Origin of the sequence: Siphonobacter sp. BAB-5405 (genome assembly GCF_002872335.1) — a bacterium.
Classification (GTDB): Bacteria; Bacteroidota; Bacteroidia; order Cytophagales; family Spirosomataceae; genus Siphonobacter.
In genome coordinates this window covers 87,570-100,385 of sequence record NZ_NJAG01000044.1, presented here as the reverse complement: position 1 = coordinate 100,385, position 12,816 = coordinate 87,570, and the positions used below count along the sequence as shown (strand labels likewise).

9 protein-coding genes are annotated in these 12,816 nt (G+C 48.4%); 2 read left to right on the top strand and 7 right to left on the bottom strand.

Annotated elements, in window-relative coordinates:
* Positions 1–38: 38 nt before the first annotated feature.
* Positions 39–908 (bottom strand): esterase family protein, encoded by an 870-nt coding sequence (locus BWI97_RS22430; protein ID WP_102202885.1) that lies wholly within the window; start codon positions 906–908, stop codon positions 39–41.
* A 203-nt stretch (positions 909–1,111) separates the two neighbouring features.
* Positions 1,112–2,209 (bottom strand): two-component regulator propeller domain-containing protein, encoded by a 1,098-nt coding sequence (locus tag BWI97_RS22425; RefSeq protein WP_233207960.1) that lies wholly within the window; start codon positions 2,207–2,209, stop codon positions 1,112–1,114.
* A gap of 180 nt (positions 2,210–2,389) precedes the next feature.
* Here BWI97_RS22425 and BWI97_RS22420 point away from each other — a divergent pair, with 180 nt between their 5' ends.
* Positions 2,390–3,232 carry a winged helix-turn-helix domain-containing protein gene (locus BWI97_RS22420; RefSeq protein WP_102202884.1) on the top strand — a complete coding sequence of 281 codons (843 nt, stop codon included), beginning with the start codon at positions 2,390–2,392 and terminating at the stop codon, positions 3,230–3,232.
* Between the two features lie 121 nt (positions 3,233–3,353).
* On the opposite strand, the gene BWI97_RS22415 is transcribed toward BWI97_RS22420, so the two are convergent.
* From BWI97_RS22415 to BWI97_RS22400, 4 genes are all read right to left on the bottom strand, one after another.
* Positions 3,354–5,111, bottom strand: a complete 1,758-nt coding sequence (locus BWI97_RS22415) for an SGNH/GDSL hydrolase family protein (protein WP_102202883.1) — start codon at positions 5,109–5,111, stop codon at positions 3,354–3,356.
* A gap of 565 nt (positions 5,112–5,676) precedes the next feature.
* Entirely contained in the window at positions 5,677–8,031 is a 2,355-nt protein-coding gene (locus BWI97_RS22410; protein WP_233207959.1) for a mechanosensitive ion channel domain-containing protein, read from the bottom strand.
* Positions 8,032–8,367: 336 nt separating this feature from the next.
* On the bottom strand, positions 8,368–9,099 hold the full coding sequence (locus tag BWI97_RS22405) for a LytTR family DNA-binding domain-containing protein (RefSeq protein ID WP_102202882.1): 732 nt from the start codon (positions 9,097–9,099) through the stop codon (positions 8,368–8,370).
* Between the two features lie 14 nt (positions 9,100–9,113).
* Positions 9,114–10,247: a sensor histidine kinase gene (locus BWI97_RS22400; RefSeq protein WP_102202881.1), complete on the bottom strand. Its 1,134-nt coding sequence runs from the start codon at positions 10,245–10,247 to the stop codon at positions 9,114–9,116.
* A gap of 290 nt (positions 10,248–10,537) precedes the next feature.
* Between BWI97_RS22400 and BWI97_RS22395 the strand changes: the two genes are divergently transcribed.
* Positions 10,538–10,864, top strand: coding sequence for a hypothetical protein (locus tag BWI97_RS22395; protein ID WP_094810211.1), 327 nt, complete (start codon positions 10,538–10,540; stop codon positions 10,862–10,864).
* A gap of 72 nt (positions 10,865–10,936) precedes the next feature.
* Here the strand turns inward: BWI97_RS22395 and BWI97_RS22390 are convergent, their stop codons facing one another.
* Positions 10,937–12,418, bottom strand: coding sequence for a capsule assembly Wzi family protein (locus BWI97_RS22390; protein WP_102202880.1), 1,482 nt, complete (start codon positions 12,416–12,418; stop codon positions 10,937–10,939).
* Positions 12,419–12,816: the final 398 nt, after the last annotated feature.

The following is a 12,816-nucleotide window of genomic DNA, read 5'->3' as shown; positions in this document are numbered from 1 at the left end:
ACCGTAATGCATATACGTTAAAAATATTCAGCTAATTTTTAGTGAAACCCCTGGCTGACAAAGTTTAGTACCTCTGGCAAAGCCGATCGCCAGTAAATCCAAGTATGGCCTCCATCACGTACTCGAAACTGATGCGGAATATTCCGATCCATCATTGCTGCGTGCAGACTCATGTTTCCTTTAATCAGATGATCGTCATCGCCACAATCTACGTAAAAGCGAACGGATTTTAGTGCGTCCGAAGATGTAGTTTCCAGGATTTTAAAAATGGAATTCTGATTCCAGTCCTTACTTAACCGTTCTTTCCCTTTTTGCTGGGTAGGATATACGTTGGTGAAGCGGCGTTTCCAGTCAGATTCGGGCATAGCCACTACCTCGGCATCCGTGAAAATCGCCGCACTCAGGGGAGCCGCCGCCGAAAAAAGATCGGTATGTTTACTCGCCAGCAGCAGGGTACCGTGCCCGCCCATTGACAAACCCGCAATGGCCCGAAACTGTTTGCTCGTACGGGTTCGATAGCTAGAATCAATGTGGGGAATCAGCTCGTTTATAAAGAAGTCTTCGTATCGATTTTTGCCATCTGCACTGTTCACGTACCAGCTTTTTCCGGCATCAGGCATTACGATGATCATGGGTGGAACCTGTCCGGAAGCCATCGCCTGACTGGCAATCGTTTCTACATCACCCATCTGCGTCCAGCCCGTTTCGTCATCGCCGAAACCGTGCAACAGGTACAAAACCGGATATTTTCGACTGCCTGCTTCGTATCCTTCGGGCAAAAACAAACTATACTGCACCGGACGGCCCAAGGTGGTACTGGACAGGGAAAGACTTTCGCGGAGCGTTCCCCGCTGAGCGTATAGTTGAATACTCAGACTAAGCAAAAGAAGAACTAATAACTTTTTCATACAGCGTATTTCTACAGAAACGCACAAAATTCGTCATTTGAACCATTTTTCCTGAATTACGTAAAAGAAAATTAATTATGGATTCCACGCATGCCTGGGATACGTCATCGATTCGGGAGAATCGCCTTACCCCTATCGGTACCAATGATGGTTTTCAGCTGACGATTGCAAGGATTTGAAGCTACTCGTTTCGTTGGACTTTATTACTGATGAAGCTTTTTCAACGAGTCCTGAGGTGCTTTATCTTTAAAATCCGTAATAGTTTTTCCGTCATACCGATACACTCCATGTATCGATCCAAACCAGATACTTCCATCCTCAGCTTCCAGAATCCCACAAAGCATTTTTTCTATGGACATGATTTCAGTTACAGTGGGATTTTGACTGGATAGGGACTTCTGATCATACCGGAGCAATTTCCAGGCCCCGACCCCATTGGGCTGTACGTCACCGGTCGTCCAGAGATTTCCTTTTCTATCTTCGATAATCGCCGAGGCACCCCGCTGATTTATTTTGGTAAAGGTGCTGCCATCATAGTGCCAAAGACCAGTGGTAACAACCAGCGTATCGCCTTTTTTCGCTTTGATGATTGTTGCCCCGAACCAAATATGACCCTGTTTATCCTCCGTGATCCCCCAAACGTTAGTAAAGGCTTTTCCTTCTTTCGTTCTGGGCACGGTAAATGTTTTTCCATCGTAAACACAGGTCTCGCCTCGGGTACCGATCCACAACTTCCCGGTTTTGTCTTGCATGATCGTCGTGATGTTGTTGTTGGGAAGCCCGTCTTTCGTGGTAAAATTTCGAAACGATTGCCCATCGGCCTGACTGGGGTCATAACGACTTACGCCTCCCCCCGTAGCGAACCAGAGGATGCCAGCTTTATCTTCATACACCGCCATAACTGCGTTATTGGCAAGCCCTTCGTCGGTGGTGAAATGCTGAAAAGATTTTCCATTAAATCGATACACCCCTGCATCGGTGGAAGCGAACCAGAGGTTTCCCTGACGATCTTCCAGGACATCCCAGAATCGGTGTGAGCCTATCTTAGTGGTGAGATTTGTAAAACGTTTTTCAACGGCCCGTTTGGGATCGTACCGAAACACACCGCCCCATGAAGCCGCAATCAAAATGGTGCCGTTTCTGCCCTTTTTTACGTTACGAACCATGGTGGCAGGTCCGAAACCCGTGACGGTGTCCTGGGTTACGGACTTGATACGGTCTATTCCTTTTTGATTTTGTCCACAGGAAATGAGAAAGACAGCGAGTAGGGATAAAGCATATACGCGGGAGTAGTACATCATTTTTTTAACTAGTAATTCGGTACGTCATTCTTGTATACCGAGCGAACAGAACCTGATTTTTGTATTCAGTTCTGTCAAACCTAGCGGGTGCGGATGTGACGAGCGTAAATCGCCTGTAAAAAAGTGTTAACGAAATGTAAAACCTGAAATTCATCCCCTATTGAGGCCTATTTTTGATTGATGAGACACGCAATCCTTACCCTGTTACTACTGCTATTTATCCGTCTGCCTGGTTACAGCGAGGGGGGAAAGATGCTGGTGACCATGCGGAAGGTCGGTCACGAAGTACTGCTGGCCTCGGGCGATTCTACTTCCTGGGTATTGCCCATTGAACAAGTGGATAATCATACGTTCTTGATCCGGTTTGAGCGTCCCTTTGCCTTCACACCCGCATCCCTGGTTGAAACCATCCAACGTCATATACCAGAACTGGATTATCTGGTAGAAGTCAGACAAGAGCAGTCAAACACCGTAGTGTATAGCTATGAAGTTCGTCAACCGTTGCATCGAAAATCGATTGCCTGTTTAAGCCGAACGCCGCCCCGAGGGGACTATAGCATCCAAATCCAGTTTGCTGACCCGCCCGTTCAGATAGCCTCAGTGACTAGTGCGATCAAGTTTGCCTGGCTTCTTCTACCAGTTTTACTGGTCGGGTTTGGTTGGCGTTTATTCAGACGGAAAAGGCCTGCTGCGGCCAAACCTGTAACACCTACGACGTTGGTCCACTTGGGGCCGCTTACCTTTTGCCGCGAAACGCAGGTGCTACGGTTGGGTGATGAACGCATTGAGCTTTCGGCCAAAGAGTCCAAACTACTGAACGTATTCGTCGGTGCTCCCAATACGGTGATTGATCGGAGCCAGCTTATGAAACAGGTTTGGGAGGACGAAGGCGTATTCGTAGGGCGTAGCCTGGATGTATTTGTATCCCGACTGCGAAAAAAGCTACAACCCGCTCCCACGGTACGCCTTGTGAATAGTCACGGCAGAGGATACAAGCTGGAAATTGACTCGCCTCATGGTTAAGTCTAGCTTTAGGCAGCTACCCGTACTAATTACCCTGGGAAATTAGATTACAGGTAAAATGGTCCGTCTCAGGAAACGTTTCTTTCGTGAGACGACTCATTTGCCAAAAGGACGAAACCATTTAACGGCCCACTAAAAACGGTTCAAGTTTTTCGGCCAGCCGTTCGTAGCCCTGTTCGTTGGGGTGTAACCCATCGGTAAACCAGGCTTCGTTGATTTTTCCATCCGCCTGCAAAAGGTTAGTGCCGGGTTGCAGGAAGCGGATATTGAGTTGGCCCGCCCGCTGGGCAAAGTGCTGGTTAAGGCGATGTATGCGTTCTTCCTGACCTCGCCGGGGTAAGATACCGATCCATACTAATTCGGCCTGCGGCTGTCGGCTTTGAATGGCTTTCATCAGAAAAACCAGTCCGTCGGTAATTTCCTCATCCGTATTTCCTTCCAGATTGTTGGTACCGATCATTACCAGTACCTGTTTGGCCTGATAACCGTCGAGTTGCCCGTGATATACCCGCCAGAGTACGTTTTCGATCCTGTCCCAGCCGAAGCCAAGGTTCTGCACTTTTCGTGGCTCCATTAGCCGATTCCAGCTCGAAGCTCCCTGTACGATTTTAGTTTTAGGCTCACCGCCCCAGAAATGCGTAATGGAGTTGCCCAGAAAAACGATTCGCGGCGGGTGAGTTTTCAGCCGGGTTATTACGTCACGGTGACGCGTTTCGAAATCGTAAAAATCCCGGGACTGACTTTTGGGAATCGTCGTAGAAAGGGTGCCCACGGGTTCGTTCAGAATGGACCGGATGATCCGTTCGTAGGCCTGGGCGTACTGCTGCATGCCCAGATCTGAAGGGTGCGTACCATCCACCATGGCATCGGGACTCAGGTTCAGGGCGGTTTTCGTGAGCAGGTACACCGAACCTTTCATCTCCGCCTTCAACTCCGCGTACGCCTCCTGCATGACGGTATTCACTTCCGTCACCAAAGCAGCCCGTACGGGATTGCTGAATCCATCGGTATACCCCGCGTGTTCGACGAGTAAAATGGGTACGGTCGGTCGTTTTTGTCGAAGCGTACGGACAGAACTGAGAATTCGCTTTTTGACTTCCGCTGGTTTTACATCGGTCGTACTAATCAGATTCGGTAGGCAGTCGAGTACGTAGAGGCGAGCATCGATTTCACTAATCAGGTTGATCAGTTCGGGTTCCAGTTTACCATTGCCGGAAAATCCCAGGTTCAGCAAGGGATGGTCGATTTGCCGTTCCAACTGGGCCGTCCAGGCCATGCCCGGTCGGGACGCACAGGCTCCCTGAGCAATCGACGTTCCGTAAACGACAATCGGTTTCTCAGGACGCAAAGCCAGGGGTGTCAGTGTTTTTCCTTCGGGGATTCCAATTTCCAGCCACTGCACCGACGTATACAACGGCAAATATAAACGATACTCCTGGCCTTTTTCACTCGTTTGCAAACTGGTGTACCGATACGAAATCGTATCACCAAAAGCGTACTTCCCGTTGCACCACCAGAAATCGCCGTGGGGACTGCGAGCGTACAGATCGACACCACTTACACCCGTGGCAGGCATGTGCGGCAAGGCCTGATTGCCTTTGATCTGGTAACGAATGGTAATCTGATCACTGTTGGATTTGAAGCGAATGAACAGTCCTGCCGATTGACGCGACAGATTCCATACGGCCGGGCGTACCTGCTTTTCAGCCCGGCCCGGCAATCGATCATAAGGTTGCTGTAGTTCCTGAGTCCAGGCTTGTCCCTCGATGACGGGAAACGCATGACGGGCGGGATTCCACCAAACCAAAGAAGACTGAGCTGCGAGACAGAGTACTTGAAAAAACAGAAAAAGAGTTAACGGCAATCCTTTCTTAAGCATATGGAAGAGGTTAGAGCCGTAAATATAAAAGGCTTTGTTCTTTCGAAGTCTTGAAAGATTGTCGTAACCTAAACAGACTCTCTTAACCTAGACTGGGTATGGTCCTCCTTAGTAGCGGGCTAGTGGCCCATGAGCCTTCCAGGCTGGAACTATCCGTAACTGCCTAGCTTAGCTCCAGGCCACCGCATGGCTCCCCCCATGGGATGGGCGAGACAGGTTATCCGTTGCCCTAATGGAATGGCCCAGCCTGGAAGGCTCACGGGCGGGCGAGATTTGTATCTTCTGACATTAGTTGTTTGTTGATGGTTTTGAGTTGGAAGTCGTTTGGCACTAGCAGATTTCTTCATGGACGACGTAAACCCAATCCCCGTCCTATTGCGAAAAGCCGCCTTCCATTCCATGGCGGTTTCCTCCGCAAAGCGTTGGCCTTGAGCAGGATGAAAAGAGCGGCGTTCGCGATATGGACTAAAAAACCAGCTTGCTCTTTATTACTAGTTACTCATTGATAGTTGATTAGAAACTTACTATCAACGAAAAAACCAGACTTCTCAGCGAGACGTAAACATTACATTACTTTAATCTCCGCTTCCTTGAACCGTACCATCAGCCGGGTAAGCAACTGACTTTTGAAGTTTGCTTCGACATAAATATTCGTGACCCAGGCCAGTATTTTCAGTTCGATGCTGTCGGCGGCGATGGCATTGACCAGCACTTCGGGCGGTATGTTTTTAAGGGAATCGTTTAGCTTGCCGATTTCGGTTTCCACAATTTTAGTCACCTTGTCCAGATCGGCGTCGGCATTTACCTTGAACGTAAGCTCCGTTTTCAGGTACGAATTACTCAGCGTCCAGTTCACCAGACGACCCGACAATAAATCACCATTGGGAATGACGACGACCGATCCCTGCGGGGTTAGCATTTTGCTGGAACGAATACCAATGTCCTGTACTTTCCCCTTCTTATCGGCCAGTTCTACGTAATCCCCAATCTGGAAGGGTTTTTCAAAAATCAGGATGATACCGGATACGAAGTTGTTCACGATATTCTGCATCCCCAGACCAATCCCGACTGAAAGAGCCCCCAGTACGACGGTCAATCGATCCATCGGAATACCCGAAGCGGTGATGGCCATCAATACCCCCAGAATCAGGATCACCAGTCGAATCAGTACCAGCTTGGAGCTTTTACGTTCGGTCTTATTATCAAACGTAACGCTCGATTCACCGAACAGTACACCGATATGCTTCTGCAACAGGTTGGCTACGTACACAATGACGCCAAACAACAGGATATTTCCCAGCGTAAAGGTCACGCTACCGAACGTCCGGGTCTTGGTCAGTATTTGCTGCAAGAGAGCGAAGACACCACCGGCAACGCCCAGATTAATGAAGAATACCAGTACCCATAGAATGATGGCAACTACCGTCATGGCCCGGCGGAAGGCCGCTCGGGAACGCGGAATGCTTACCCGGGAGAAGATCCCTTCGGAGCAGGCACTTAGCTTGATCTGTAATTCAAGGGCATCGGAAAGAATCTGAATAAATACATCCAGTCCCACCATCTGGATCAGGCCAATGACGGCCGTCATACTATACACTTTCGCCAGACTTACCCGGCCAAAAATGTTCAGGAGAATCGCCAGTACATTCAAAACCAGGTAGAGAATAACTACCGGTTTAATCAACCGCTCCTTCACCGGCGTCTGCTTGAGCTTGCGGTAAATCAGCATCCCGAGATACAGGAACGTACCATTCAATGCCAACAGGCCCAGCCGCAGGTATAGTGAATCATTCAGCAGCGTATTGACGATAATCAGCGTCATATACAGTCCTACCAGCATCAGCCAATGCTTGCGATCCTCTCCCTTGACAATGCTTCTCAAACTGATGGTCAAGCAGACCAGCAGGAAAAACTGGGTTAATTCAATGTACAGCGAGGGTGAATCTGGCTCAAACAGCGGTGGCAGGTTGAATAGTACAATGAACGTAGCCAGAATCGGTACCGGAGTGATGTGCTGAAATTTTAAGTCCCCCAGTTTTTGACGCAGTTCGAGCTTACGGGCCTTTTTAAAGTTTGAATACACCCAGATGAAGAAGGCCGCCGCCGTTAGCAAAAGCAATACGCGGTTATCCCAGGCCGAATTGAGGAAATAGCTCAGGATTTTTTTCTGGCCTTGGTAAGACGAACTGACAATTCGCTCGACGTTGGTTCTGTCCACCCGATTGGGAGCTTCCCAGAGGTAGGGCGACTCCTTGGAATACACATTTTCGCCGGAGGTTCGGAGCTGCTCCTGTACCTGGTTTTGCAGGTCCGTTACGGTCAGACTCAGAGCGGATACGTTAGCCAGTAAGCGACTAATGGTGTCGAGTTTGGCCGTGGTCCGCTCGCCCGAGCGTTGTAAGCGAATTTTCAGTTCGGTCAGCTGAGCGGTATAGAGTTGTTTTTCGGCAACATCCGTTTCCGTTACGTTGAGGAGCGAGTCTTTACTAAGCCCGATGACCTGATTGGCCCGTTTTTGCAAATCGTTACTGGCCTTGGACAAACTATTTTGCCAGGCCGTAAGCTTCGTTTGGGCGTCTTTTAAAATCAGACTGTAACTCTGTAAATCTTTGGCGTGTAACGTCGAGCCCGAGGTAGTCAGATCCGCTTTGATCGGATTAATGGTAGTTTCCGCCTGTTCGATCCCCTCCTGAATGCGATTAACGCCGTATTCTTTTTTGTTGGCCGCGTTGATTTCCGTAATCGCCGCCTGGGCTTTCTGAATTTTGAAAAGCAGCGTATCCGGAATGGCATGAACTGAATCGGCCAGTATGGGTACCTGATCCTGAGCTAACACCGGAAGTGTACTTAACAACAGGAGTAACCCTAGCCAATAACTTTTTTGTGGTTTCAGGAAAAAAAGATGCAATAACTTCATCATAAGCAATACGGTATAAATGAATGAATCTCGATGGGGTAGCTAATTGCTACCCGGAGAATAGCGTCACAGTAGCTTTTGAGTAACTACTGCACGCTGGCGGGCGATGTGTTTTCGCAAAATTATTGTTCCGGCAGAGGGGATTTACAGCTTTTCCCCAGTAATTATCGTTAGTTCCTACTTATAAAATTTGCTAAAATATTTACGTTTTAATATTTGTCTGAACCTTAAAATCGGCTCGTTATACGAGATAGACTCTAATAGCGTTTCCAGTCCTTCAAAAAAAATCCCGAAAGGCTATACCTTCGGGATGCTGCATCCAACGCTATACCCATTCTTTTACGTCAAGGCAGACGAGGTCAAGGCCCGGCTTACCTCTTTCTGATACAGGCGACCGATGGGTAATTCCAGCCCACCTACTTCCAGATGCGTGGGCGTATAGGCCTTGATCTTGTCGATAGCTACCAAGTACGAACGATGAATCCGCAGGAATTTCCGCTGGGGAAGGGTTTCCTCCAGGGCACTCATGGATTGTTTGACCACCAGCGGCTTTTCGTTTTGCGTAATCACCTTGACGTAATCTTTCAGGCTTTCGATATACAGAATATTCTTCAAAAACACTTTCACCATTTTCCGGTCAGCCCGAAAGTACAGAAAGGCATCCTGACTGGTTACACTCTGCTCTTTCTCCGCCAGGAGAGGCAGCGGTTTCTGATCCGCCCGTTCTACTTTAGCCACTGCCCGCAAGAAGCGGTCGAAGGCAATGGGTTTGAGTAAATAGTCCACCGCAGCGAGGTCGAAGGCATCCACCGCAAACTCCGGATGAGCCGTTGTAAAAATTACCTGAGGTGGATGGGGCAGACTTCGCAGCAAATCCGTGCCCAGTAGTTTGGGCATGTGAATGTCGAGAAAGAGTACATCCACGGGTTTTTCCTGCAAAATCCGAAACGCCTGGATAGCGTTCGAGCAGGATGCCACCACTTCAAAGCCATCCAGTCCTTCCAGATACGATTCCAGAATTTCCAGAGCGGGTGGTTCATCATCTACTAATAAACAGCGAGTCTTAGACATAAGGCGACTGAAGGTTAAACAGAAACGGTAGTTGCAGTTTCCATCCGGGTTACGCTCGGATGGAGTGCCAGATTAAGTATAATCAGAAAGGTATCTTCGGTTTCCACACACCGTAGTTCATGGGTGTTGGGATACAGCAAGTCCAGACGTTTGCGAACGTTTTGCAGGCCAATTCCGCCCATGCCCGTACGAACCTCCTCCGCATCAAGGCTATTGATGAGTTTAAAAAACAACTGATCATTCTGCACGTACAGGTCCAGGCTAATCCAGGCCTGATCGAGCTGGGTACTGGTACCATGTTTGAAACTATTTTCCAGAAAAGGAATGAGCAACAGCGGTGCAATGTTTTTCCCGGTATAGTCTCCACTGATTTGCAGGGAAACGTCCAGTCGATCACCGTATCGCAATTGCTCCAGCTCGATATAATGCTTTAAAAAGTGAATTTCCTTTTCCAGCGGTACTTCCTCGGCATTGCATTCATAGAGCATGTACCGAAGCAGGGACGAAAGTTTGAGAACGATTTCCGGCGAACGCGGGGAGTTTTTTAGCGTCAACGCGTAGAGATTGTTCAGCGTATTAAACAGAAAATGCGGGTGCAGCTGCGATTTGAGTAATTGTAGTTCGGCTCCGAGTTTCTCCCGTTGTACCTGCCCAAAGGCTTCCTGCTGCTTCACTAAGTTCTTCATAATGACGATGGCCGCTACGAATCCGCCAATCGTCGTACCACCCCTTACACCAGCGAGTAATCCGAGTAAAATACTGTGGTTTCGAAACGGAAACTTAATGATGGCCCGGTAATGCCGCAGCACCAGTTCGCCCACGGCAAAGGCCCCCACCGCCTGAACAATGATGATTCCAATAAAACCCACCAGAAAAAATCCAAATTGTTTCGTATAGAAAAAGCGGGGAATCAGCCAGTAAGCTAGTAGATAGGCAAATACGGCGTGCGAAAAAATGGTAAAACAAATGGCTTCGATGAGGGTCAGCAGAAATACCTGCATATCCGGTGTTTCCACGCCCCGCATGTTCACGGGTAGGTAAATCAGGGTAGAAAACAGAATCCAGCTCATCCAGAGCAGCAGGTGCCGCCGAATCCGGTCCCGGGGTTTGGTAGAAAAAATGAAGTGATAGCCGAAGGTAGATTTCATGGTCAACTAAAGATTCCTACATGCGTTTTTCGTTGCACGGGTTTCTCTGAAATTTAGCTGAATGCCAGCGGAATTCCGCCCAGTGAACCGATTTTTCTACGAACGACGGGCTTCCGTCGCTGAATGACTTTTACCGACGATCAGTACACTCCGTAGACTCAAACGCTGCTCTCTGACCTACGAAAGCAGCTACCGGACTACTTCCCCGTTTAGACCATTTTCACGCTGTTATTTTTGAACCGTCCATCAACGACTAATCCATCAGCTATCAACCTTCATTTATAATCGTCATGAAAAAGCAACTAGCCACCCTATTCTTTTTAGCCCTGCTTGGCACAGCCGCTCAAGCTCAGAAAAAGGAATCGCAGCCTAAAACGGGCTTTTGGGTAGTAGAAGACAACCTTCGTACGAAACAAGGCTCCATCGTTCGCTTCTACGCGGAAAATGGAATCCTGATTTACGAGGAAAAACTCGAAGATCTTCGGCTGAATATCAGTCGAAAAAAAGTAGTCAAACGACTCGATGCGACCTTGAGCCAGGTTCTGAATCGCTCTCGTACCCTACCCTCGCTGCCCGAATCTGAGAACTATGTAAAAGTGGCTTTCAAGAAGAATTAAGTGCATTACCTCATCATAAGCAAGCAAAAAGCTCGTTCGCTGAACGGGCTTTTTCTTTATCTGAAGCCGGTTTCACCACCGTAAAAAGCCCAGTTTCCGGCAGGAAAGCATTACGCCCCAGTTCGACTGAAAAATTTCCCCGGTATCGTACCCTACTTTGACGCTCGCTTCCAGTTTGCCCGGCAGCGGTATCTGGTGAAGTTCAAGCCCCAGCGAAACCTGCGGGTACGTATCTCCGGTATTCAGGGCATGGTAGCGGCTGATCGTCGTACGAAGTAAGGCGGTGACGCGATGAAAACAGATTCCGTACACCCCCAAATGCAGCGATTGTACGGCATTGTTGCTGACGGGTCGTTCCCGGTTAAACCAGGTATTTCTCTGCCGCACGGCTCCCGGCAAATCGCGTCCCTGAATAAAAAGCGGCGTACCGATTACAAACCGGCGATGCACCCAACCGTCCAGGTATTGCCCGTTGTAAAAATAATCGTCGTGGCCCTTGGCTCCCGTCCCACTACGGTTGAGCGAGGTAATGAATTCCAGGGTAAGCTGACGCAACTGGAAAGCCCCGCCCCTTGGTTTCGTTTTCCAGCGAACGCCAAACAGACCATCCGGAAAATTCTTGAACGACAGGCCGGACAGATCTTCGTATAAATGCTGGGTGTAGAAGAGAAACTGCCCCCCCGAACCGTTAATCTCCAGACCCGCATCCAGTGAACCCAGGTGATTGCCCACGCGATTGAGCGTATCAATACCGCTGAATTGTCCGTCGGCATTATCTTCCACCGCCGTAGGCCATACCACTTTCCCAAATGTTCTCCAGGAAAAGGGCATCCGGCCATCGTTCGCCAAAAACGTATCCTGAATATAGGGCGAGTACCCGCCCCATTGAACAAAATGATTGATGCCCCCGTACAAATGTATCCGGGCTTCGGGTTTACCCAGACGGACGAAGATGGATTTGGCGTGTAACAACACGTTTTTCATGGAATCAGTATTGGCAAACCAGCCGTGACTGATAAAGGCATTCAGGGCAACAAAATTCCGGGTAAATTTTAAGGGAGCGTACTCACGCGTACCCAGGCGAATCTGCGTTATGGGCAGAGCATTACCCGACCAGGTCACCGAACCCGATGTTAGTAAGGTATCGGTTAAGCCATTTATTTCCCGCCTCCGGCCCGCGTATAGTTCAGTATGCCCCAAACGGATGCCCGCATAGGCTTCGGGTACCAAGAGCTTCGTTTTTATACTAGCCTGTCCAACCGACTCAATGCTAATCGAATACACGGGTTTACGTGAGGCATGAACGTCTCCCCACAACCCACGCAGGCCTACTCGCAGCAATCCCGCCGGTGCGGTTAGGGGAACGGTACCAAACTGATTGGCATGAAACCAGAACGGCGTGCGGGCATTGGTAATAGCCAGTCCGTCTACACCCACGTGATAGCGAATACCCTCTACCGAAGTCGTATCGGGATAGGGCAACAGAGGCGTTTGCCCATACGTCAGAGAGGCACTTAACAGGAGGACGGTAGCGACGAATGTACGGTGTAGCATAGGAGAAAGGCGGGGAATACTGAACAGCGTTAATCATTGAATAAGGCCTATGTATGAACGGGAAAATCAATACTTGTTAAAAGCCTATAATCGTATAAATTTTCTCTGAAATTTACACGATTATAGAGAAATAGATCACCTTTTATAGAACATTTAATTTTGCTTTGATTAAACAAATTATCACTACTATATCTAGTTAATGAAACTAATAAATACAAAAAAACTCCTGTTGCCGCCACAACAGGAGTTCAAAAAATCATCAACTGAACCGCTATTCAATTGATGATTCAAAGGTAATATTCAAATTTTAAAAGTCAATAGTTAAACCTATTTTTTTGTAATATTTTTCATATTAAATCCTGTATATAAGCACATATCAGGTTATACAGAATAGTATA